This is a genomic window from Nocardia sp. NPDC051832, from assembly GCF_040681285.1.
Classification (GTDB): Bacteria; Actinomycetota; Actinomycetes; order Mycobacteriales; family Mycobacteriaceae; genus Nocardia.
Genome location: NZ_JBFAYL010000007.1, coordinates 67,027 through 89,911, shown reverse-complemented (window position 1 = coordinate 89,911; position 22,885 = coordinate 67,027). Strand labels below are relative to the sequence as shown.

24 protein-coding genes are annotated in these 22,885 nt (G+C 68.0%); 11 read left to right on the top strand and 13 right to left on the bottom strand.

From position 1 onward, the window contains the following. Positions 1-237: 237 nt before the first annotated feature. Positions 238-972: a tyrosine-protein phosphatase gene (locus AB0M14_RS34625; RefSeq protein ID WP_365003305.1), complete on the bottom strand. Its 735-nt coding sequence runs from the start codon at positions 970-972 to the stop codon at positions 238-240. A gap of 386 nt (positions 973-1,358) precedes the next feature. Here AB0M14_RS34625 and AB0M14_RS34620 point away from each other — a divergent pair, with 386 nt between their 5' ends. The 3 genes from AB0M14_RS34620 to AB0M14_RS34610 are packed head-to-tail and all read left to right on the top strand — an operon-like array spanning position 1,359 to position 3,370. Next, positions 1,359-1,838 carry a low molecular weight protein-tyrosine-phosphatase gene (locus AB0M14_RS34620; RefSeq protein ID WP_365003302.1) on the top strand — a complete coding sequence of 160 codons (480 nt, stop codon included), beginning with the start codon at positions 1,359-1,361 and terminating at the stop codon, positions 1,836-1,838. Beyond that, entirely contained in the window at positions 1,838-2,725 is an 888-nt protein-coding gene (locus AB0M14_RS34615) for an SURF1 family cytochrome oxidase biogenesis protein (protein WP_365003298.1), read from the top strand. The genes AB0M14_RS34620 and AB0M14_RS34615 overlap by 1 nt, the downstream gene beginning before the upstream one ends. 27 nt (positions 2,726-2,752) lie before the next feature. Beyond that, positions 2,753-3,370 (top strand): hypothetical protein, encoded by a 618-nt coding sequence (locus tag AB0M14_RS34610; RefSeq protein ID WP_365003296.1) that lies wholly within the window; start codon positions 2,753-2,755, stop codon positions 3,368-3,370. Between the two features lie 78 nt (positions 3,371-3,448). Here AB0M14_RS34610 and AB0M14_RS34605 read toward each other — a convergent pair whose 3' ends face one another. Further along, positions 3,449-4,378, bottom strand: coding sequence for a cobalamin biosynthesis protein (locus AB0M14_RS34605; protein WP_365003293.1), 930 nt, complete (start codon positions 4,376-4,378; stop codon positions 3,449-3,451). A gap of 133 nt (positions 4,379-4,511) precedes the next feature. Here AB0M14_RS34605 and AB0M14_RS34600 point away from each other — a divergent pair, with 133 nt between their 5' ends. The 3 genes from AB0M14_RS34600 (at position 4,512) to AB0M14_RS34590 (ending at position 6,542) form a co-directional block, all read left to right on the top strand. Further along, on the top strand, positions 4,512-4,898 hold the full coding sequence (locus tag AB0M14_RS34600; protein ID WP_365003290.1) for a RidA family protein: 387 nt from the start codon (positions 4,512-4,514) through the stop codon (positions 4,896-4,898). Between the two features lie 25 nt (positions 4,899-4,923). Then, positions 4,924-5,868: an RNA polymerase sigma factor SigJ gene (sigJ, locus tag AB0M14_RS34595; protein WP_365003287.1), complete on the top strand. Its 945-nt coding sequence runs from the start codon at positions 4,924-4,926 to the stop codon at positions 5,866-5,868. An 83-nt stretch (positions 5,869-5,951) separates the two neighbouring features. After that, the gene (locus AB0M14_RS34590) at positions 5,952-6,542 is read left to right on the top strand and encodes a hypothetical protein (RefSeq protein ID WP_365003284.1); all 591 of its coding nucleotides are present in this window, start codon (positions 5,952-5,954) and stop codon (positions 6,540-6,542) included. Positions 6,543-6,544: 2 nt separating this feature from the next. On the opposite strand, the gene AB0M14_RS34585 is transcribed toward AB0M14_RS34590, so the two are convergent. Then, positions 6,545-7,468, bottom strand: a complete 924-nt coding sequence (locus AB0M14_RS34585; RefSeq protein WP_365003281.1) for an NAD-dependent epimerase/dehydratase family protein — start codon at positions 7,466-7,468, stop codon at positions 6,545-6,547. Next, positions 7,468-8,862, bottom strand: coding sequence for an MFS transporter (locus AB0M14_RS34580; protein WP_365003278.1), 1,395 nt, complete (start codon positions 8,860-8,862; stop codon positions 7,468-7,470). Before AB0M14_RS34580 ends, AB0M14_RS34585 begins: the two co-directional genes overlap by 1 nt. 77 nt (positions 8,863-8,939) lie before the next feature. On the opposite strand from AB0M14_RS34580, the gene AB0M14_RS34575 reads away from it, so the two are divergent. Then, positions 8,940-9,557 carry a helix-turn-helix domain-containing protein gene (locus AB0M14_RS34575; RefSeq protein ID WP_365003274.1) on the top strand — a complete coding sequence of 206 codons (618 nt, stop codon included), beginning with the start codon at positions 8,940-8,942 and terminating at the stop codon, positions 9,555-9,557. 4 nt (positions 9,558-9,561) lie between these two features. On the opposite strand, the gene AB0M14_RS34570 is transcribed toward AB0M14_RS34575, so the two are convergent. From AB0M14_RS34570 to AB0M14_RS34555, 4 genes are all read right to left on the bottom strand, one after another. Continuing rightward, complete coding sequence (locus AB0M14_RS34570; protein ID WP_365003271.1) at positions 9,562-9,948, bottom strand: hypothetical protein; 387 nt, start codon at positions 9,946-9,948, stop codon at positions 9,562-9,564. Positions 9,949-10,006: 58 nt separating this feature from the next. After that, on the bottom strand, positions 10,007-11,119 hold the full coding sequence (ald, locus tag AB0M14_RS34565) for an alanine dehydrogenase (RefSeq protein ID WP_365003269.1): 1,113 nt from the start codon (positions 11,117-11,119) through the stop codon (positions 10,007-10,009). A 46-nt stretch (positions 11,120-11,165) separates the two neighbouring features. Next, the gene (locus AB0M14_RS34560) at positions 11,166-11,519 is read right to left on the bottom strand and encodes a hypothetical protein (protein ID WP_365003266.1); all 354 of its coding nucleotides are present in this window, start codon (positions 11,517-11,519) and stop codon (positions 11,166-11,168) included. 175 nt (positions 11,520-11,694) lie between these two features. Continuing rightward, on the bottom strand, positions 11,695-12,462 hold the full coding sequence (locus AB0M14_RS34555; RefSeq protein WP_365003263.1) for an MBL fold metallo-hydrolase: 768 nt from the start codon (positions 12,460-12,462) through the stop codon (positions 11,695-11,697). A gap of 71 nt (positions 12,463-12,533) precedes the next feature. Between AB0M14_RS34555 and AB0M14_RS34550 the strand changes: the two genes are divergently transcribed. The 4 genes from AB0M14_RS34550 to AB0M14_RS34535 all read left to right on the top strand — a co-directional run bounded on the left by AB0M14_RS34550 (position 12,534) and on the right by AB0M14_RS34535 (position 15,121). Continuing rightward, a complete protein-coding gene (locus AB0M14_RS34550; protein WP_365003261.1) occupies positions 12,534-13,502 on the top strand; it encodes a helix-turn-helix domain-containing protein in 969 nt (322 codons plus the stop codon). Between the two features lie 35 nt (positions 13,503-13,537). After that, positions 13,538-14,053: a gamma carbonic anhydrase family protein gene (locus AB0M14_RS34545; protein ID WP_365003258.1), complete on the top strand. Its 516-nt coding sequence runs from the start codon at positions 13,538-13,540 to the stop codon at positions 14,051-14,053. A 161-nt stretch (positions 14,054-14,214) separates the two neighbouring features. Next, positions 14,215-14,400 carry a hypothetical protein gene (locus AB0M14_RS34540; protein ID WP_365003256.1) on the top strand — a complete coding sequence of 62 codons (186 nt, stop codon included), beginning with the start codon at positions 14,215-14,217 and terminating at the stop codon, positions 14,398-14,400. 100 nt (positions 14,401-14,500) lie between these two features. Further along, positions 14,501-15,121, top strand: coding sequence for a TetR/AcrR family transcriptional regulator (locus tag AB0M14_RS34535; protein WP_365003253.1), 621 nt, complete (start codon positions 14,501-14,503; stop codon positions 15,119-15,121). A gap of 1 nt (position 15,122) precedes the next feature. Here AB0M14_RS34535 and AB0M14_RS34530 read toward each other — a convergent pair whose 3' ends face one another. The 5 genes from AB0M14_RS34530 to AB0M14_RS34510 all read right to left on the bottom strand — a co-directional run bounded on the left by AB0M14_RS34530 (position 15,123) and on the right by AB0M14_RS34510 (position 22,862). Beyond that, positions 15,123-16,838: an N-6 DNA methylase gene (locus tag AB0M14_RS34530; RefSeq protein ID WP_365003250.1), complete on the bottom strand. Its 1,716-nt coding sequence runs from the start codon at positions 16,836-16,838 to the stop codon at positions 15,123-15,125. A 31-nt stretch (positions 16,839-16,869) separates the two neighbouring features. Further along, positions 16,870-17,766, bottom strand: a complete 897-nt coding sequence (locus AB0M14_RS34525) for a M48 family metalloprotease (protein WP_365003862.1) — start codon at positions 17,764-17,766, stop codon at positions 16,870-16,872. A 134-nt stretch (positions 17,767-17,900) separates the two neighbouring features. Next, entirely contained in the window at positions 17,901-18,167 is a 267-nt protein-coding gene (locus AB0M14_RS34520; protein WP_365003247.1) for a hypothetical protein, read from the bottom strand. A gap of 36 nt (positions 18,168-18,203) precedes the next feature. Further along, positions 18,204-19,460: a hypothetical protein gene (locus AB0M14_RS34515; RefSeq protein WP_365003244.1), complete on the bottom strand. Its 1,257-nt coding sequence runs from the start codon at positions 19,458-19,460 to the stop codon at positions 18,204-18,206. Between the two features lie 60 nt (positions 19,461-19,520). Continuing rightward, positions 19,521-22,862, bottom strand: a complete 3,342-nt coding sequence (locus AB0M14_RS34510) for a hypothetical protein (RefSeq protein ID WP_365003240.1) — start codon at positions 22,860-22,862, stop codon at positions 19,521-19,523. Positions 22,863-22,885: the final 23 nt, after the last annotated feature.

Sequence of the window (22,885 nt, the reverse complement as noted above, 5' to 3'; positions counted from 1 at the left end):
GGCCGGCCATCAAGGTCACCGCATCACCGCGCGCGATCAGCCATTCACCGCATACACAGCGGAGATAGCGGACGCCCCGATGCGTGGACACCTGCATCGGGGAGGGCCAGGAGCAGGACGGGCAGGCGGAGGACATGGGTGCCAAGCCTGGGTAACGACCGCTCGTAATGCAATCATCGCGGCGGCGTGGCGGAGCTCGGATTCCACCGCACCGGCCGCGACGCCGCGACACGCGGGCTAGGTGATCAGCTTCGCCCGCAGTGCGGTGACGGTCTCGGCGCTGAGGCCGAGCCCCTCGGTGAGGTACTTCGCCACCGAGCCGTACGACTGATCGAGTTGGGACCATGCCGCTTGCAAGAACCCTGCCTCGACACCGAATATCGGATCGAAGATCTTCGCCGCTTCTTCGCCGTACTGCGCGACGATCGCCGCGCGCCTGGCCTTGATCGACGCTGCGGCGTACTCGTTGGACAGCAGGAAATCAGACATGATCGTGTCCCGCGAAACACCGGCGAGGCTAAGGAGAGTGGCCGCCACCCAGCCGGTACGGTCCTTACCCATTTCGCAGTGGAACAGTTGCGGACCCGGCTCGGTCGCCAGCGCGGTCAGCACCTGTCCGAGCGCGTTCCGCTCGTCCGCCCCGGTCACGAATCCCCGGTATACGCGATGAGCCAACGCGCGCGCCTCCTCGGGCGTGCGCACCCCTCGGGCTTCATCCGCGATATTGCCGCCGAAAATGGGGATATTCCGATAACCCACACCCGGAGGCAACTTGTCCGGGGCCTTCGCTACCTCCTCCGGTCCGCGCAGGTCGATCACGGTCCGCAGGCCGACCGAAGCCAGCGCGGCCAGGTCGGCTTCGCTCGGAGCGTCAATGGCGTTGGACCGGTAGAACGTGCCCTGCTTTACCCGCTTGCCGTCCGTGCCGAGGTAACCGCCACCGGTGCCCGCGACGTCGCGGAAGTTGTCCACGGATGCGAGGCGAGGCGTCCCGGTGCTGCCATTGGCACTGCCGCTGGACGAGCCGGAGCCCAGTCCGCCGGGCGCTGCCTCGGCCAGGGCGAATCCGCCCAGGAGCAGGGTTGCCGACAGAGCAAGGGTGCCTGCCGTGCGAGTGAGTGTGCGAACTGCCATGTGAAACCCTTTTCGATACGATGTGGCTCGTATTTGAATTGCGCACAGACTGTAACGCGTGTCACCTCTCGGCACAACCAGTCATGGCCATGGCCATGTGCGCGTCGGCCCGAGCGAACGCGATCGCCCTGTCTCGTATGCTCGGACACGAGAACGCCGGCACGACGCCACGGGTTTCCAGAGAGACAGAGGAAGCGTGAAAACCAGCTCAGACCAGGTGCGCAATGGGTGAACTGCACGTCACGTTCGTTTGCACGGGGAATATTTGCCGTTCGCCGATGGCGGAGAAGATGTTCGCGCACCATCTGCGGCTGGCCGGGCTCGATGACCAGGTGCGGGTGTCCAGCGCGGGCACCGGATCCTGGCATGTCGGCGACGAGGCCGACCCGCGCACCACCGCCACTCTGCGCCGCCACGGATACCCGGTCGGGCATGCCGCCGCGGTGCTCGGCCCCGATCATCTGGCGGCTGATCTACTGGTCGCGCTCGACCGCACCCATGAACGGGCCCTCGCCCACCTCGGCGTGCCGTCCGAGCAGCGCGCCCTGCTGCGCGGCTTCGACCCCGGCGCCGATGGACCCGACGTGCCCGACCCCTACTACGGCGACATCGCCGACTTCGAACTGGTCCGCGTCCAGATCGAAGCCGCCCTCCCCGGCCTGCTCGACTGGGTGCGCGCCGAACTCCCCGACGGACACCGCTGATGCGCAAACTCACCTTTCTCCTGCGGCCCAGCTGGGTGATCCTGGCCGTGGTCGTCGTCGCCTTCGCCTATATGTGCTTCACCGTGCTCGCCCCGTGGCAGCTCGGCAAGAACGTCGCGACCGAGCACCGCAACGAGTTGATCGCCGACTCGGTGCGCGCCGACCCCGTCGACATCACCAGCCTATTCACCCAGCCGGACGGGCACACCGAATGGCGGCGGGTCACCGCGGAGGGCAGCTACGTCCCCGACTCGACGGTGCTGGTGCGCCTGCGCCACCTCGACGGCGCGCCCGCCTACGCCGTGCTCGCCGCCTTCAAACTGACCGACGGCCACCTCGTCCTCGTGGACCGCGGCATGATCGCGGGCCTCAACGGCACCTCGGCCCCACCGCCGATCCCCGCCGCGCCCACCGGACAGCAACGTCTGGAGGGCCGCGTCCGCACCTCGGAGGGCGTCACCCCCGGCAAGGATCCGCTCACCCAGGACGGCTACCGCCAGGTCTACTCGATCGACACCACCCAGGCCGCCACCGTCCTCGCCCAGCCCATCACCGCGCTCCCCACCGGCGAAGACCGCGGCGGTTATCTCCAGATCTCCGAAAACCAGCCCGGCGCCTTCACCCCCACTCCCCTCCCGCAACTGGACGCCGGCCCCTACCTCTCCTACGGCCTGCAATGGCTCGCCTTCGGCATCATGGCTCCCCTCGGCCTCGGCTACTTCGTCTACGCCGAACTCCGCGAACGCCGCAAGGACCGCGCTTCCCGCGGCGAACCCGCCACCACCACAACCGAATCCACGCCCACGCCGAAATCAGATTCCCCCACCGACCCTGCCCCCGCACCGACCACCGAGTCCCGGCTGGCCGACCGCTACGGCCGTCGCTGACCCGTCAATCGCGATTAGAATCGCGGTGTGGGGAGATCCGATTACAGCGCGGCGCACATCCGGGTGCTGGAGGCCGGGGAAGCGGTCCGAAGCAGACCGGCGATGTACTTCGGTGCGAGCCGGGACGATCCGAATCTGGCGAGCCGAGTGGTCGGTGCCGTACTCAGCGACTTACTGCATTCACACGCACAAGACGACCTGCCGACACCCGCTCGCGTCCGGGCAGAGATCAGTTCCGCCGTCGCATTCTCGGTCAGCAGCGATCAAACGGCCGCGTTCGACGACGATCAGCTACCTCGTCGTGGCTGTTTCGGCGTGATCGGCCCGAACCTCTGGGCGCCCGCGGCGGCGGCTGCGCTGAGCAGCCACGCCGTCGCCGAGATCTGGTACGACGGCCGCGGTTTCCGGCAATTGCTGACCCAGCTTCCGCCCGACCCGCCCATCGAACCGTTCACACCGGAACGCCACGGCCGGGGCGTCCACATCACCTACGAATTGGACACCGCATTCCTCGGTGCCGACGCGTCCATCACCACCGCTCTCGACACGTTGATCTGCCATGACAATCGCTGTCCACCGGACTGCTCGCCGGGCGAGGTGACAATTCTCGACCGTCGAACCGGCACCCAGCAGCACATCCACTGACAACGGCTCGCGGTCACCGACTCGAGAGCGGGTGGCGGGGAAGACAAGGTTGGGTCACGGAACTCCCGCTCCCTTGCTTCAGGCCGCTCGGCGATCGGCCAGCAGGGCGAATGCCGCGGTGGTGAGGGTGGCGGCGAGTTGGACGGCCTCGGACATGCGGACCGCGCGGCGCAGGTCCGGGACCTCCGGGGGCGGGCCGGCGCCGAGGGTGGGGCGGAGTTCGGTGCCGTAGCGGTATTGGGTGCGGCCGCCGAGTTGGATGCCGAGGGCGCCGGCCATGGTGGCCTCGGCGACGCCGGCGTTCGGGCTCGGATGCTTGGCGGCGTCGAAACGCCAGGCGCGCAGTGCGTTTCGGGGGCGGCCGCCGACCACGGGGGCCAGGGCCGCGGTGAGGACACCGGCGAGGCGGGCGGGGAGCAGGTTCGCCACGTCGTCGGTGCGGGCGGCGGCCCAGCCGAAGTTGCGGTAGCGGTCGTTGCGGTAGCCGATCATGGCGTCCAGGGTGTTGACGGCGCGATAGCCGAGCAGGCCCGGTACGCCCGCCAGAGCGCCCCAGACCAGCGGGGCGACGGTCGCGTCGGAGGTGTTCTCGGCGATGGATTCCAGTGCGGCCCGGGCCAATCCGTCGGCGTCGAGCACCGCGGGATCGCGACCGCACAGGGACGGCAGCAGCGCGCGGGCGCCCTCGATATCACCGGCTTCGAGCCGATCGGCCATCTCCCGCCCGGTCCGCGCGAGACTGCGCCCGCCCAGCACCGTCCAGGTCGCCAGCGCGGTCGCCACCACCCCGCCGCCCCGCACCGCGTACCCCAACCCGACCACCACCCCCACCGCGACCGCCTCGTGCACCACCCCGTTGACCCGCCGATCGGCATACGTCACCGATTCCAACGCGCTTGCCGCCGAACCGAACCCGGCCACCGGATGCCAGCGCCGCGGATCCCCCAGCACACGATCCAACGCGAATCCGAGCACCAGCCCAGCCGCAGTAGCAGTTCCCGTCCGCATCCAGCGAGGGTAACGACCGCCCGGCCCCCACCCCTCCCCCAACCCCCGACGGTCCCGCACACCGGAACCAGCACACCTCCGCAACCGGGCGAAACCCGTTGACGGGCACGAGGTCTCGCCGCATGATCGGCCCATGGAGACGTTTGCGCACAGTCCGAACGAAGGTATCTATCCAGCTACGTCCGATTATCTGCATGGGCTGGAGGTGCGGGGGCATGAGCGGCTGTTGTTCGTGGCGGGGACGATGGGGTTGGACGCGGCGGGGGTGGCCGGGAAGACGGTGGCGGACCAGCTCGGGTTGATCTGGCAGAACATCCGGGTGATCCTCGCGTCGGCGGGGATGACCGTGGACAACATCGTGCGGCTCACCAGTTATCTGCGAGATCCGGCGTACGCGGCGGCGAATGCCGAGGCCAGAGTGGCGGCGCTCGGGGGCCGGGCGGTGCCGACGACGGCGATCGTGGTGCAGCTGCTGGAGACCGACTGGTTGGTTGAAGTGGAGGTGGTTGCGGCGGCTTGAGCGCCCTGGTGTCAGACTCTTGGACGTGAGCACCGAGGCACCGACTCCCGAACCGATCGACGCCGCGCAGTTGGCGCGGCAGTTCGAGGAGCATCGCCCGTACCTGCGGCGGCTGGCCTACAGCACGCTGGGGAGCCTCACCGACGCCGATGACGTGGTGCAGGAGGCGTGGCTGCGGCTGCACCGCCAGCACGAGTCGGGCAAGGCCGGCGAGATCGACAACCTGCGCGCCTGGCTGACCACCGTCACCGGGCGTCTCGCCCTCGACTATCTCGGCTCGGCCCGCGCGCGCCGCGAGCAGTACGTCGGCGAGTGGCTGCCGGAGCCGGAGGTCACCAGCTGGGACGACCCCGCCGACAAGATCTCCCAGGACGAACGCGTCACGACCGCGCTGCTGGTGGTGCTGGAATCGCTCTCGCCGGCCGAGCGCACCGCGTTCGTGCTGCAGGACGTGTTCGGCATGACCGGCCCGGAGGTCGCCGAGGTGGTGGGCCGCACCCCGGCCGCGGTGCGGCAGTTGGCCTCTCGCGCCCGCAAACACGTGGAGAGCGGCACGCCCCGCTTCCCGGCTTCCCCGGACGAGCAGGAGAAGGTGGTCTCGGCCTTCGCGCTGGCGTGGCGCTCGGGTGACCTGAGCGCCCTGCTGGGCGTGCTGGATTCGAAGGTCAGCCTCACCGCCGACGGCGGCGGCAAGGTGCCCGCCATCCGCAAGCCGGTCCACGGCGCGGAACTGGTGGCCAAGATGCTGCTCGGCTGGTACCACGCGCCCTCCGCGCAGGGCGCCTGGGGCCGCGCGGTGCTGGTCAACGGCCACCCCGGACTGGTCGTCTTCGACGGAACCCACACGGGCGTCTTCTCTTTCACCGTCGACGCCGGCCGCATCGTCGCCATCGACGTCGTCCGCAATCCCGACAAGCTGCACGACCTCCCCACCGAGGGCGACCCCACCTTCTTTCTGCACGGCGAGTAACTCGCCGATGATCTTGTTGATTCGACAGGTAGCGGCGGTTTGTCTACCATCGCGGCGAATCATCAACCAAGGATCGGGGATTCATGCAACAGCAGCAGCCGGTGGGACAGCACAGCTACCCGGACCAGCCTGCGCCGCAACCCGATACCGCGCTGCACGAAACGACCTTCATCTGTGACAGCGCCACCGCCCTGCGCCTGAGCCGGGCCGCCGCGCTGATCGCCTGGCGGCTGCCGCTGCGCTGGGGCATCCTGCTCGCCCTCCCGGTCTTCCTGTTGACCCGTAACACCATCCACTGGCTCGCCGACGGCACCGACAGCGCGCCCAGCGAGATCTGCGGCTCGTTCTTCGCGGTGCTCGCGATCGAGCTGGTCCTGGTCGGCATCCTGACCGCCGTCCGGATGAACCGCCCGGCCGCGAACATCAAGGCCTACAGCTACTCCGGCGCCCGCATGTCCGCGCGCTACACCCCGGACGCGATGGAGCTGAGTCTGGTCACCCAGCCGCTCACCCACCGCTACCGCGAGATCCGGAAGATCGTCACCACCGAGGACGCGGTGTATGTGCAGCCTGCCGACGCCAACGGTTATGTCCTGCCGCGCGAACTCGTCCCGGACAGCGCCCTCGCCCTGCTGCGGAGCGCGCAGGCTTGGACGCCGGTACGCCCGTCCTGATTTCAGGCCTGCCCGAGTTCGAGATCCGCCGCGCCCGCCAGCTCCGATAGCTCCATCAACTGATGCAGCGGACGCACTCCAGCCGCGCAGTCCCGTGCCCGCCGGACCGCGACGGCCGCCAGCAGCGCCGTGGCCCGCGACTGATTGCGCCCCCGCACCCACCGCGCCGGACCGGATCGCGGACGGGCCAGTACCAGCCACTCGTCGGTACCCGGAAAGTGCAGTCCGCGTGGCAACTTGGCCGCACCCGGCAACCAGGTCATCGCGGCCAGACCGGCGGTCGCGAGGCGCGAGTCCACCGCGAAGTAGGTACGCACCGGGACCCCGAGTTCCCGGGTCAACGTGTGCTGATCGGAGAAATCGGCCCGATACATCCGCCGCCGCCCGTAACCGGGTAGCTGAAATGTGCTGGGCCGACTGAAATTCCGCACGCTACCGTCCCCGGCATCGAAGCTGCGCCCGAGCAGACCGTAGGTCCACGCCGTAGCGGCGGCGCCGTGCTCCTCACCCGCACCGAGCAGCACCGCCAGATCGATCGGGCCGCTCTCGGGCGAATGCACCGCCACGGCAAGCAGATTCGTCAGCCCCGGCGCCAGCCCGACATCCACGATCACCGGCCGCACCGGCTCGATATCCCGCAGTCGCCCAGCGTATTCCGCACTGGCGGTGATATCGACGAACGCGGCGTCGGCGGCCCCGGCCAGCCGCGCCAACCGGACGTCCTCGGACCCGGAGGCGTTGACGACGACGTCCACCCCCTCCAGGGCCGTTCGGTACGACAGCAGCTCGTCCGCACCCAAATCCATTACGAGGTCGGCCCGTTCGGGATCACGCCCAGCCACCAGCACGGTCTCGCCGTCCGCCCGTAAGCGGGCCACCAGATGCCGCCCGACGGCCCCGTATCCACCCAGCACCAGAACCCGCATCACAGCACCGCCTTCTCGGTCCGCACGACACTCGTCCGCAACAGGACCACGGTCAGCACCGCACCCAGCGCGGCCAGCGCGCCCGCCACCCCGAAAGCGATCGTCAAACCGCTCCGGTACGAGCTCGTCGCCAGTTCGGCGAGCAACAGCAACGCGGTCACCCCGAGTCCCGACCCTACCCGCTGAGCCGTGTTGACGATTCCCGCCGCGATACCGGCATCGGCCTGCGCGACGGCGGTCACCGCGGGCGCCGTGACGCCGACAAACGCAGCGGGCAAACCGATTCCGAGTAGCACCGCCCCGGGCAGCACATCGACCAGGTACGTGCTGTGCTCCGGCAACCGCGCGAACCAGCCCATGGCCAAGGCTTGCAGCCCCAGGCCCACCGTCAGTACCCGCCACGCGCCGAGCCGGTCGAGCGCGAACGGAATCAGGCTGCGGGAGATGACGATGTTCACCACGGCGACCGGCAGCACCGCGAGTCCGGACTCGGTGGCGGTGTAGTGCTGGGTGTTCTGCAAGTACAGCGCCAGCAGCGCGAAGGCCGGCACGTGTGCCGCGCCGACCAGCGCATTGACCACCGCCGATCCGCTCACCTGCCGAATCGCGAACAGCCGCAACGGCATCAGCGGGTGCGGGCTGCGCTTTTCGACGAACACGAAGCAGCCGAGCAGCACCAGTCCCAGCCCCAGCAGCGCGGTCGCCGCGCCCCGCGTCGTCGCGTCGCCCAGCGCCCCGATGGCATACCCGACGAGCAGCAGCCCGGCAGTCCCGGCGATCGCGCCGGGCACGTCGAGCCGCGCGGACCCGCCGCGGGCCGAATCCGCGGGCAGCAGCCGGAGGAAGGCCAGCGCGAGCACACCTACCGGCAGATTGATCAGGAAGATCGACGGCCAGCCGAACAGATCGGTGAGCGGCCCGCCCACCGCCGTGCCGAGCGCCGCGCCCGCGGCGCCCATCGCACTCCACACCCCGAAGGCCCGGTTGCGCGCGCCCGGTTCGGTGAACGCCGCGGTGAGCAACGCCAGCTGCGCCGGGATCAGGACGGCCGCGCCGACGCCCTGCAACGCCCGCGCCCCGATCAGGACCGTCGCGGTCTCGGCGAACCCGGCCAGCGCGGACGCGACGGTGAACACCACCAGTCCCCCGGCGAACACCCGCCGCGGCCCGAGTACGTCGGCGGCCCGCCCGCCGAGCAGCATGAAACCGCCGAAGGCCAGCAGATACGCGTTGGTCACCCAGCCCAGACCCGCCTCGCCGAGGCCGAGGTCGGCGCCGATGCTGGGCAACGCCACGTTCAGCACCGTCGTGTCCAAGAAGACCACCAGCTCGACCACCGTGATCAGCACCAGGATCAGCCGATCCCGTGCCCCGAAACTTCTGCCGCCGCTCATGATCGAACCTTTCACTAGAGCAATACTCTAGTGAGAGTTTCACTGGAGCGCCGCTCTAGTCAAGTACTATCTGCGGTATGACCGAGAAGGGCGCCCGGGCGGCCAAGACGACGGCCAACCGGGCCAAGATGCTGACGGCCGCGCGGAATTTGTTCACCACCCGCGGCTACACGGCGACCACGATGAAGGCCATCGCCGAAGCCGCGGGCATGGCGGTGCAGACGCTCTACTTCACCTTCGCGACCAAGCGCGCGATCCTGTCCGAGCTGCTGGACCTGGAGATCGCCGGCGATGCCGAACCGATCGCGACCCTGGACCGCCCCTGGTTCGCCGCCGCCGTCGAGGCGCCGCCGCAGGACCAGATCCGGCGCCAAGTCGACGCCGCGGCAACGATTTTCGGCCGCGTCAGTGCCCTGCTCGAAGTGATCCGCTCGGCCGCCGCGACCGATCCCGAACTCGCCGACCTGTGGCAGACCAACCTCGCCCAGCGCCACCTGGTGCAGCTGCGGCTGGCCGAAGCCCTCGCCGCCAAATCCCCCTTGCGCGCCGGTCTCGACACCGAACGCGCCGCCGACATCAGTTTGGCGGTACTCGCCCCCGAGACCTACCACCTGCTCGTCCACGAACGCGGCTGGACGCCCGCGCAGTGGACGTCATGGGCGAGCGACGCCCTGATTCGTCAGTTGCTGCCCTGACCGCTCACCCGGCGTCGAGGACGCTCGCGGGAACTCCGTAGGGCAGGAAGCGCACGCGCCGCCGATCATCGGTGTTGTCCCGATGGGCGCGCAGGGCTTCCAGCTCGTTCGGGAAGACCTGATCGACCCGGGCCTCGCCATCCGCCCCGAGGGTGTAGATCGCCCAGACGCCGCTGCCGGTCTCGCCGGTGGTGGGCCCCTCCGGTTTCGGCGCGCTCGGGCGCTCCTGCTGCTGCGCGAACTGCCCGAGCAGCGCGCCCAGCGCGTTGAAACTATTGCGATCGATGTACTGACTGGCCTGCTCGAGCTTGTCCCGGAACTCCACGCCGACCTCGCGCAGTACGCGCTCGAAATCCTCCGGGTCGATGCCGAACGGTCCATTGTTTGCCATGTCCTCAGTGTCCTCGCGCTTCGTGGATCGCGCCACGTCGCGCTGCCGCGCCCGGACCTCAGACCGCGAGACCGTAGGGCTCGGGCATGGAATACCCGTGGGCAGCGGCGACTTCCGCCGAAAACAGATGGCCACCGTCCGCGGTGAGCCCGAGTCCGAGTTCGGGTTTCGCGGCCAGCGCCGCCCGCACTCCGAGATCGGCGATAGCGCGCGCGTACGGGAGGGTGGCGTTGGTCAGAGCGACGGTCGAGGTGTGCGGCACCGCGCCCGGCATATTGGCGACGCAGTAGTACAGCGAATCCGCCACGCGGAAAGTGGGATTCGCGTGCGTGGTCGGATGCGAACCGGCAAAGCAGCCGCCTTGATCGATCGCGATATCCACCAGCACCGAATTCGGCCGCATACCGGCAACCAATTCCCGCGAGACCAATTTCGGCGCCCGCGCCCCGGGCACCAGGACCGACCCGATGACCAGATCAGCGGCCAGCACGGCCCGCTCGATTTCCGCGGTGTTGGACGCCACGGTCCCGATCCGCCCCCGGAACTGCGCGTCGAGCGCCCGCAATCGCGCGAGATTGGTATCGAGCACGCTGACCCGAGCGCCCATCCCGGCGGCCACGGTCGCCGCGTTCGTCCCGGCAACCCCGCCACCGAGCACCACCACCTCGGCGGGCCGCACGCCGGGCACCCCGCCCAGCAGCACGCCGGCCCCGCCCAGCGGCGCCATCAGATGGTAGGCCCCGACCTGGGTGGCCAGCTTCCCCGCGACCTCACTCATCGGCGCGAGCAGCGGCAGCGACCCGTCCGGCAACCGGACCGTCTCGTACGCGATCGCGGTGATCCCCGAACTCAGGATCGCGTCGGTGCATTCCCGCGACGCCGCCAGATGCAAATAGGTGAACAGGATCCGGCCCCGGCGCAGCAGCGAATATTCCTGCGGCAGGGGTTCTTTCACTTTCAGAATCAGGTCCGCGTCCCACGCGGCGGCGGCATCGGCCGCCACCCGCGCCCCGGCTTTCAGATAATCGGCGTCGGCGAATCCCGACCCCGCCCCGGCCATTGTTTCGACCAGCACCTCGTGCCCGCCGCTCGCCAATTCGGCGGCGCCGGCCGGCGTCAGCGCCACCCGGAATTCCTGTTCCTTGACCTCCCGTGGAACCGCGATCCTCATATCGCCATCGTGGCCCACGGAAGGCCCGGAAGCACGAGGGCGCGCCCTATTTCGGTTGCGGGCCCACGACGATCGGCGGCTGCGGGCCGGGCACGGTCACTTCCGGCGGGCAGGCGACGCAGATGCCGCCACCCGGACGCGGCGGAACCGTCACGACCGGGCCCGGGCAGGCCCCTACGCAGCCCGGATTCGGCGGAACCGTGATGATCGGCCCGGGGCAGGCACCGACACAGCCCGGATTCGGATTCGGCGTGGGAACGGTCGGCATGGTGGGCGTGGTGCCCGCCGATCCGCTCGAAGATCCACTGGAGACACCCGGCGCGGCCGAGGCCACACTCAATCCCCCGATACCGATACCGATGACGGCCACACACGCGCCGACAATGCGGATCGCTTTCATACAGTCACTTCCCTTGAACACATGCCCGCGGCATCCGCGCCGCGGGCCAGGAAAGAACTACCACACGGCAAACCCAATTACCTACTGCACCAAAAGATTCGAGGAACGCGCTATTCTTCGCGAAACGCAATCCTCGGATCGATGGCACGGCGCGCGGCACCGCATTCCGGGGAATTCAGACACCGATCTCCTGCCCCAGCGGCGGAATCCGCAATTGCCCGGCGCGGCCCGCGTATTCGAAGGTGCGCGCCAGGTGCTCGAGCGTTTCGGTGAAGTGCGCCCAGCCCTCGCCGTGCACCGGCACGATGACGGCCTCGCCCAGCCGCGCCGCGGCCTGGACCGCGGTGCGCGCGTTCAGGGTGACATCGGTATCGCCGAAACGGCCCGGGTTCGCCGCGCCCACAAAGAGAATCGCGACATCGATCCGGCCGAACCGTTCGGCGATCGCCCCGACCAGGTCGACCGAGGCGTTGTCCCCCGAGACGTAGACCGTCGGCTCGCCCGCGGCCTGCAAGACGAATCCCGTGACGACACCGGTCACCGGCTCGCAGCCCTCGGGCCCGTGCAGCGCGGGCACCGCCGTGACGGTCACCGCGCCGACGGTGACCGTCTCCCAGTTCGCCAGGCCGCGCACACCGTTCAGCCGCCCGGCCGCCTCCGGCGTGGACAACACGGTGCCCACCGAGGCCAGCAGTTCCCGCCCGGAGTTGTCGAGGTTGTCCGCGTGCTGGTCGTGCGAGAGCAGCACCACGTCCACCGGTCCGACCTGCTCCACCGGCACCGCGGGACCGTTGAGCTTGTGCAGGGTGACCGGGCCCGGATAATCCCCCGGCGCGTCGAAGGTGGGGTCGGTGAGCCAGGTCAGCCCGCCGTACCGGAACCGCAGCGTGGGTCCGCCGATGTGCAGGGCTTGCAGGCTGGTGCGTTCGATCGTCTCGGTCATGAGAAAGAGCTTGCGCGCCACCGCGACTCACGACTAGTGGCCCGCGAGTCACCTTTCGCTAAGATCGGGCCATGCATTCCGTGGCCGTCCTCGCCTTCGACGGCATCAGCCCGTTCCACCTGTCCGTGCCCACCCTGGTGTTCGGCCGCATCGGCGCGGGCCGCGCCGGCGGCGAACCGAGCGGCCCCTACGACGTCCAGGTCTGCGCCGAGCGCCCCGGAACCCTCAGCACCCCCGCCGGTTTCGACATCCACGTCCGGCACGGTCTCGACGTGTTCGACAGCGCGGACACCATCGTGATCCCCAGCTGGATCCGCGGCGCCGGCCTCTCCCCCGCCCTGCACACCGCGCTCACCCGCGCCCACGCCAACGGCGCCCGCGTCGTCGGCTTATGCCTCGGCGCCTGGGCCGTCGCGGCCAGCGGCCTGGCCGACGGACGCGAGATCACCACGCACTGGTCCTCGGCCGACGAGCTGGCCCGCGCCTACCCGGCCGTCCAGGTCCGCGCCGACACGCTCTGGTCCGACCTGGGCGACCTCATCACCTCGGCCGGCGTCGCCGCCGCCCTGGACTGCTGCCTGCACCTGGTCCGGCACGACCTCGGCAGCCGCGCCGCCACCGACCTCGCCCGCGCCCTGGTCACCGCGCCGCACCGCAGCGGCTCACAGGCCCAGTACATCCCGGTCGCGGTTCCCGACGCCGTCGACGACGACCCCATCGAGCACGCGATGCTCTGGGCCCGGACCCACCTCGGCGATCCGATCGATCTGGACAGCTGGGCCGCCGTCGCGCTGCTGTCCCGGCGCACCTTCACCCGGCACTTCCGCGACCGCACCGGCACCAGTCCGCAGCAGTGGCTGCTGTCGCAGCGCACCGACCGCGCCCGGCTGCTGCTGGAGACCACCGACGACACCATGGACCGCATCGCCGCCGACACCGGCTTCGGCACCGCGGTCAGCCTGCGCCACCATTTCCATCGCATCCTGGGCACCAGCCCCGCCGCGCACCGCGCGCTGTTCCGCCGCACCTCGGTCGCCTAGCCGCCGGGCGGGCGAGGTGGGTTAGGTTGCCAAGCATGATGATCGAGATCGGCGGAGTTGCGCCGGAGATTGACGACACCGCCTGGCTGGCCCCGAACGCGACCGTGATCGGCCGGGTGCGGCTGGCCGCCGAGGTGAGCATTTGGTACAACGCGGTGCTGCGCGGCGACCTGGAGGACATCAGCGTCGGAGCCAAGACCAACATTCAGGACGGCTGCGTGCTGCACGCCGACCCGGGCATGCCGCTGACCGTCGGCGCCGGAGTTTCGGTGGGGCACAACGCGATTCTGCACGGCTGCAGCATCGGCGACGACGTGCTGGTAGGCATGGGCGCGACCGTGCTCAACGGCGCGGTGATCGGGGCGGGCAGCCTGATCGCGGCCAATGCCCTGATCCCGGAGGGCGCGCAGATTCCACCGGGCTCGCTGGTAGCCGGTGTCCCCGGCAAGGTTCGCCGGGAGTTGACCGAGCCCGAGCTGGATCGCATCCGCCTCAACTGTGCGGTCTACCTGCACAACATGGCCACGCATCGGGACGCAAAGGTCTTGTGAAGATTGGTGTGAGACAGGCCACACTGATCAAGTGTCCAGTAAGAACCACTGATAACATTTTGCCTGCGTGCCCGGCGTCCCGGGGGCTCTTGCCGAGACGTTCGAACCGTCCGCCCCGGGGACACCATGTGGGGCAGGCGTGTATGGCAGGAGGTATTACGGTGGCGTACGGGGAGCCGGTGCTGCACCGGTCGAAGGGGCGGATCAGCGTAGCCGACATCGCGGCGCAACCCGGCGGGGTCGAAGCCCTGCAGCGTCGCGTGCACGAACTACGGTCCAGCGGTATAGATTTCGCGGCCAATGCGATCGAGCAAGAGATGGCCGCTTTCGACTTACCGCGCAGTTAAGGCGATAGCGACCGCAGGATCGACGATGCCGGTGAAATAATGAACGCCCCGCACCAGCATCGTCGCTGCGGCGCATCATCCGGCCACCGACTGGAGCCCCATGCCGAACGTTCCGACCATCCTGCAGCGCATCCTCGAGAAGCCCGTCAGTGACGGCGAGAAGCTGCTGGAAAGCGCCCTGTCGGCATTCCTGGACTTCGGCATCAAACGCACCAGCATGGGCGAGGTCGCGCGCCGCGCCGGGATCAGCCCGGCCACGCTGTACCGGCGTTTCGAATCGAAGAACGAACTGGTCGAAGCGGTGAGCGTGCGCGAGGCGCAGCGGTTCGTCGCCGAGATCGACAAGCGGGTACAAGGGGTGGAGGGCGGGCCCGACGAGCAGCTGGTCGAGATCTTCGTCGCGTTCATCGCGGCGATCGCGGGGAACAAGCTGCTGCGCCGGCTGGTGGCGACCGAGCCGGATCTGATTCTGCCGCGGCTGACCACCGAGGCCGGGCCGATCCTCGCGGTCGGGCGCACCTATCTGGCGGCCAAACTGCGGGAATTGCGGCCCGTGGATGGGGATTTCGACGCCGATCTGGTCGCCGAAGTGATGGCTCGGCTGGCGCACTCGCTCGCGCTGACGCCGGATGGCTTGATTCCGCTGGCGGATCCGGCCGCGGGGCGCGAGTTCGCCCGGCGCACTTTGCTTCCCATGGTCGGGGTGCGCGTCACCGCGTGAGTCAGCCCGCGAAGGCGAGGTCCACGCGTTCGTCGAGGATCCGCTGCGCGTCCGGGTCGAGGGGGCGGCCGTCCACGAATTCGCCGACCAGGTCGATGATTTCGGATGCGGCTCGGGAGCCGGGATCGGGTACCGGCAGGCGGGAAACATACTGGGTGATCCAGCGCCGCCTGCCGGAGTAGAGCCGGTTGCCGCACACCGCGTCGTAGAACCGTAGCCCCAGGCCCGAATTCGCCACGCCCATCAGCAGATACGCGATCCGCTCGGCGCCGATGTCGGCCAGCGAGATCCAGTAGCAGTCCCCGTTGACCACCGCGCCGGATCTGTCGAACGCGAATCTGGGCCGCACACTGATATCCGGGAACACCAGCTTGGGCACCTGCCACAGATGCGGCCGCTGCGGCACCCAGATCTCGAACCACTCCCGCCCGCCCTCGATCACGTATTTGCGCGCCGTCAGCACAGCCCGGTGATTCCGCAAATACCCTGCGGCCCCTGGAAACTCACGCAGATCCACCGGAATCCGGCGGGGCTGCGTGGTGTCGTACGGGTACAGCACTCGAGTGTCGCGCGCCCGCACGATCCGCCAAGGCTCCAGATCATGATGGGTCAGCAAATCGAACAGCAACTCCGGCTCCGGACACGGATCCGCCTGCCCCCACCGATCCGAGATGAACACCCGATCCGCGGTCGTCTTGATCCCCACCCGAATCCGCCCCACCTCCCCGAACGTCTTCCAGGTCGCCGCCCCCACCCCCGCCAGCCAGGCGTCCACCGCGGGTCGCGACATCCGCCACGCCCCGCCCGCACCGTGCCCAGGAGACCGGGATGGCCCGGCGCCCGCGGGCACGGCAACAGCAGCAGAGGCGGGAACGCCAGGCGCAGTCGCGGGATCGCGAGGAGGGGGCTCGCTGCCCGTAGACAGGCTTCCCACCTCGATGGCGAAGGTTCGGCCCTTGTGCGTGATCACGCTGCCGTCATTCTGGGTCAAAGCTTCGAAAAGGTCTCTTTCGCTGGGGATCTCGGCGACATCGACTTCGTACGCCGACGCATATCTGCATTCGGTGGCCGGCCCGTCACGCCGGGCGATGGTGATCGCGGGCAGCACCGCCGCCTCGAACAGCTTCGTGTCCCCCAGGTCGTACAGCTCCACCGGCGCTAGTTCACGTTGCAGTATCGCGCGGATGTTGGTGCCGGCTCTGGTGGTGAGAAACCTATTCGCACAAAGCAATCCGAGAACCCCACCGGGTCTCAGCAGCCGCGGCGCGATCGCGACGAATGGATGGGTCAGGTCGATCCGCCCGGTCAAACCGAACTGTCTACTGAGCAGCTGCGCAGTGGCTCCCCCGAGCTGCTGGGTACGCACATAGGGCGGGTTGGTGATGATCGCGTCGAACGCACCATCCGGCAGTCGCGCCGCGCCGATCAGGAAATCCCCACAGTGCCAGCTGATTTCGTCGCCGCCCCGGGAACGGGCCAACGTCACCGCCGACCCGTCGAGGTCGTAGCCGGTCAACTCGAGGCGCACCCCCGGCAGCCGGACAGCCGCCTCGCGCCGGACCGCCAGCAGCAGCTCCCCGTCTCCGCAGGCCGGATCCAGCACCCGCAGCACATCACCCGAGGGCACATGCGCCAGCAACCGAGCCGCCAGGAAACGCGCCAGCACGGGCGGCGTGTAGTGCCGCCCGTGCCGTTTGCGCTCGCGCGCCGCGCTCATGGCTGGGATTGTGCCCCAGTCGCGCGGGGCTTCACCCCCGATATCGATCATCCGGCGCCACGTATCTCGGTGTCTCCGGCTTGCCCGCCATCCGCTCCAAGCGCGCGATCCGGTCGGCCATCGGCGGATGCGTGGCGAACATCCGGCCCATCCGGCTGGGCTGTCCCATCGGCCCGCCCTGTGGCCCGTTCCGGCCGCGACCGAACGGCCCGAACGGGTTCGCGATCATCAGATGGGCGCGGGAGGCGATCTTCGGGACCGGCCGCATCGGGGCCGCCGCGATACCGCTGTCGAGTTTGCGCAGCGCCGAGGCCAGCGCCATCGGGTCGCCGGTGAGGCGGGCGCCGTCCGCGTCGGCCTCGTATTCGCGGGTGCGCGACACCATCAGCCGGACCATCGTCGCCGCCATCGGACCGAACAGCGAAACCAGCAGCATCGCCAGCGGATTCACTCGCCCGTCGCCGCGCATGCCGCCGGAGAACAGCGCCAGTTGCGAGATGCCGGAGACGATCGCCGCCATCGTGCCCGCGATCGACGAGGTGAGGATGTCGCGGCTGTAGACGTGGGACAGCTCGTGCCCCAGCACCGCGCGCAGTTCCCGTTCGTCGAGGATCCGCAGGATGCCCTGGGTCACGCAGACCGCGGCGTGCTGGGGATTGCGCCCGGTCGCGAAGGCGTTCGGCGTGCCCGCCGGGCTGACATAGAGCCGGGGCATCGGCTGCCCGGACGCGCTCGCCAGTTCCTGCACGATCCGATGGATCTGCGGCGCCTCGTCGGCGCCGAGCGGCCGGGCCTGCATGGCCCGCAACGCGAGCTTGTCGCTGTTGAAGTAGGCGTAGGCGTTCATGCCGATCGCGAGCAGCACCGACAGAACCAGGATGGCCGGATTGCGGAACAGCGCTCCGATGAACACGATGAGCGCCGACATACCGACCAGCAAACCGAAAGTCTTCCACCCGTTGGCATTCACGACTGCCTCGTCTCCGTGCGTGTTGAGGGGCCAGAAACGAGCATCGGCGCGCCCGTGCGATGTCGCGGGCGCGCCGATGCCGTCAACTGTGATCAGCGAGTGTGGGTACCGGTACCCCGGCCGCGGGTGATCATCGACCCGACCGCGGTCAGGATCGCACCGACCACACCACCACCGGCGACCTGGCCGAGTACCTGACCGAAGTCCAGTCCACTGCTGGTGGCGGCCTGAATGATGGCGCCGGTGATGCCGCCGCCCACGGCGCCCAGGGCGCTGTTGCCGGCCATACCGAGGTTGCTCTTGGCGCCGGCGAGGTTACCGCCGACCAGTCCAGCGAGAAGTCCCAGGATCCATTCCATTGCTGTGCCCTCCTAATCGGATTGGTGATGCGCTTGCTAGCGGTTCGGATCGGAATCGCTCTTGTCTTCCCAGCTGCGCTGGTTGGCGCCGACTGCGTTGTTCTCGTAGGTGACGGACATGCCGACATCTTTCGATTTGTCGTCGGTGAACGCGTGTCGCCCTGTGGTCAGCGGCTCCTCGTGTTCGCGATCCACCATGCGCGGCGGGGTGGCCGGCTTGGGGGCTTCATAGGCCGGACGCGGCGTGGTCCACGGCTGCGTCTTGGGCACGTCCACCTTCGGAGCCTTGTACTCCGGGCGCGGCGGCGCGGTGTACTTCGGCGGCTCCGGCACCCGCGTGGTAGCGCCCCGCGGGGGCATCGACCGGGTCGCCACCGGGCGATCGACCCGGGCCGTGGTCGCCGGACGACGACCCATCAGGCCGAGCAGTGCGCCGGCCGCGGCGGTGATCGCCAGGCCGATCGGCACGCCCCACCACCGGTTGATGCCCGAGGAGGTATCCGTATTCACGGTCGGAGCGGCCACATCGGGCATGGGGTTGGGCGCTTCGGGCATGTTCGGCGCCGGCGGGACGGCCGGTACCTGCATGTTCGGCGCCCCGGCCTTGAACCCGGGCAGGGTCGCGGCCAGATCGGCGGGGACGGTGACGGTGCCGTTGGCCTCGGACCACTGGATCTCGGTTCCGGCCGGACCGGCGAACATGCCCGTCATCACGCCGTTGGCATCGGTCATGTCCGCGGTCGGATAACCGAACGGGCCGGCCACGCCGCCGCTGGCGCGCCAGGCGTCCAGGACCTTGCCCTCGACGACGTGCGCACCGTTCTGCGGGCTCCAGTAGATGGCCGCGCCGCCTTCCATGGCGAAGTTGTTGAAGCGGCCGACACCGTCACCGGTGCCGCTCTCGTCGTTGGTCGGGAAGCCCAGCGACCCCTCCGGCCCACCCATCGCCTGGTACTTCGCCAGGATGTCGCCGTACATCACCTTCGCGCCGGTATCGGCGGAGTAGTAGATGTTGCAACCCTGGTAGGCGCGCATGGCGCCGCCGGCGACGGCACTGGCCGGACCGGTGGGCTGGCCGCAGATGGAGCCGGCGCCGCCGAAATCGGCGAAACGAGCGTCGATCTGCTGATTGGCCTCCGCCGTCACCTCTTGGGCTTGGGCCAACGGAGCCGCACCGAGCAGCGCGCCGGAACCGAGCAGGACCATGGCGCCGAGTGCGAAACCGCGGGCGCGCCAATCGTTGCGATCACCGAGAGCCTTTGTCGCAGGGGCGAAATGCGTGAAATCTGACATCACAGAAACTCCTTTGTAAAGGGTTACGGATGTGCTTTCCGGTCGGTAGAGCAGGGATCGTCAGTGATGCTGGCGATGATCCCGATCGGCGTCGTCACGGTCGCGGTCCTTCTGCTCGGAACGCGAATCCTGGACGAGTTCCTCACCCGGCAGGACGTCGGACGCCTTGCCGAGGATGCCGTCGATGGGATGCCGGCCGGTGCGACGCTCGATGAACTCCACGTCGCGCGGTTCGCCGGATTCGCGAACCACCGCCTGCACCTCCCTCGCCGAGCCCTTGTCCTCGTGCACAACGGTGGTGACGGTCTCCTGGCCGTGGTCTACGACCCGCTCGACCGGCTTCTCCACGTACTTGTGCACCAGCACCGGCTTTTCGACAACAACCTCAACGATCTTTTCCACCGGCTTTTCGACGATCTTCTCCACCTCGACATAGACCGGCTTTTCGACGATCTTCTCGACGATGGTCTCGACCGGCTTCTCGATGATCCGCTCGGCCAGGACGTCGACGCGCTTCTCGACGACCTTCTCGACCAGACGCGGGACCTGGACGGTCTTCTCGAGCACCTTGTCGACCGGCTTCTCGATGGTCTTCTCCACGATCTTGGGCCGCTCGACGATCTTCTCGACGACCTTGTCGACCGGGCGATCGACCACCTTGTCGATGATGTTCGGCTTCTCGACCATCCGCTCCACCACCTTGTCGACGGGGCGATCGATGGTCTTCTCGATGATGTTCGGTTGTTCGACAACCTTTTCCACCACCTGATCGACCTGACGGTTCACCGTCTTCTCGACCACGTTCGGGTTGGTGACCACCTTCTCCACCACCTGATCGACCTGACGGTTGACCACCTTCTCGACCACATTCGGGTTGGTGACCACCGTTTCCACGACCTGATCGACGTTGCGATCGACCCGCTTCTGGATGATGTTCGGGTTGGTGACAACGGTTTCCACCACTTGGTCGACGTTGCGGTTGACCGTCTTCTCGATGATGTTCGGGTTGGTGACGACCTTCTCCACCACCTGATCGACCTGCCGGTTGACCACCTTCTCGAGCACGTTCGGGTGCGTGATGACCTTCTCCACCACCTGATCGACCTTGCGGTCCACGGTCTTCTCGATGATGTTCGGGGTCTCGACGACGCGCTCGACGACCTGGTCCACCGGACGATCGATGACCTTCTCGATGATGTTCGGCTTCTCGACGACGCGTTCCACCACCTTGTCGATCGGCCGGTCGACGGTCTTCTCGATGATGTTCGGCTTCTCCACCATCCGCTCGACGACCCGGTCCACCGGACGTTCGACCGTCTTCTCGATGATGTTGGGCTTCTCCATCACGCGCTCGACCACCTTGTCGACGGGGCGATCGATGGTCTTCTCGATGATGTTGGGCTTCTCCACCACCCGCTCGACCACCTTGTCCACCGGACGATCGATGACCTTCTCGATGATGTTCGGCTTCTCGACGACGCGTTCCACCACCTTGTCCACCGGACGATCGATGGTCTTCTCGATGATGTTCGGCTTGTCGACAACCCGCTCCACCACGTGATCGACGTTGCGGTTGACCACCTTCTCCACCACGTTCGGGCTGGTGACGACCTTCTCCACCACCTGATCGACCTGCCGGTTGACCGTCTTCTCGACGATGTTGGGGCTGGTGACGACCTTCTCCACGACGTGGTCGACCGGGCGGTCGATGGTCTTCTCGATGATGTTGGGCTTCTCCACCATCCGCTCGACCACCTTGTCGACGGGGCGATCGACGGTGCGCTCGATGATGTTCGGCTTCTCCACGACGCGCTCGACGACCTTGTCCACCGGACGGTCGATGGTGCGCTCGATGATGTTGGGCTGCTCCACCACTCGTTCGACGATGCGGTCGACGACCTTGTCGATGGTGCGCTCGATGATGTTCGGCTTCTCCACCACCCGCTCGACCACCTTGTCGACGGGACGGTCGACGACCTTCTCCACCACGTTGAGCTTCTCGACGACCTTCTGCACCATGCGCTCGACGGGACGGTCGATCACCTTCTCGATGATGTTCGGCTTCTCCACCATGCGTTCCACCACCTTGTCGACGGGACGGTCGACGACCTTCTCGATGATGTGCGGCTTCTCCACAGTGCGCTCGACGACCTTGTCCACCGGACGTTCGATCGTCCGCTCGATGATGTTCGGTTGCTCCACCACGCTCTCGACCACGCGGTCGACCACCTTCTCGACCGGCCGCTGCACGATGTTCTCGACCACGATCTCGCGCGGCACCTGGACGGTCTTGATCACCGGCTTCTCGACCATGAGCTCGACGGTCCGGGTCACCGGCTTCTCCACCGTCTTGTAGACGATGCGCTCGACCGGCACCTCGATGATCTTCTCGACCACCTTCTCGACCGGCTTCTCCACCACCCGCTCGATGATCTTCTCGACCGGCTTCTCGACGACCCGTTCCACGAACTTCTGCACGGGTACCTCGACCACCTTGTCGACCACGTTGACGACCGGCTTCTCCACCCGGCGTTCGATGGTGACCGGCTTACTGACGACGTTGTCCTTGATGTCGATCATCAGCTTCTCGACCAGGCGCTGCACCTCGACCGGGCGCGTCTGCACGTTGTCGACGATGTTGACGACCAGCTTCTCGACCAGGCGCTGCACCTCGACGGGCTTGTTGGAGATCTTGTCGACGATGCTGACCACCGGTTGTTCGATGTGGCGCTCGAGTTCGACCGCCTTGTTGGTGACCTTGTCGGTCACCGTGACGGTCGGCTTCTCGATGTGGCGGGTGATGTCGACCGGCTTGTCCACCACCTGATCGGTCACCCGGACGACCGGCTTCTCGATCCGGCGGCCGACCGTCATCGGCTTCTCGACGGTCTGGTCGGTCATGTTGACGACCGGCTTCTCGATCCGGCGCGAGACCGTCACCGGCTTGTCCACCACCTGATCGGTGATGGTGACATTCGGCTTCTCGATCCGCCGCGCAATCGAAACCGGCTTGTTCACAACCTGATCCGTCACGGTGACGACCGGCTTCTCGATCCGCCGGGTGGCCTGCATCGGCTTCTCGACGACCTGATCCCGCACGGAGACGCGCGGCTGCTCGGTCGTGCGAGTCACTTTGTACGGCTTCTCGATCACCTGATCGGTCACGGTGACCACGGGCTTCTCGATCCGCCGCGCTACCGAAACCGGCTTCTCCACAACCTGATCCGTCACCGTCACAACCGGCTTCTCGATCCGACGACCCACCGTCATCGGCTTATCCACCACCTGATCAGTGATCGTCACATTCGGCTTCTCGATCCGCCGCGTCACCGAAACCGGCTTCTCCACAACCTGATCCGTCACCGTCACAACCGGCTTCTCGATCCGACGACCCACCGTCATCGGCTTATCCACCACCTGATCAG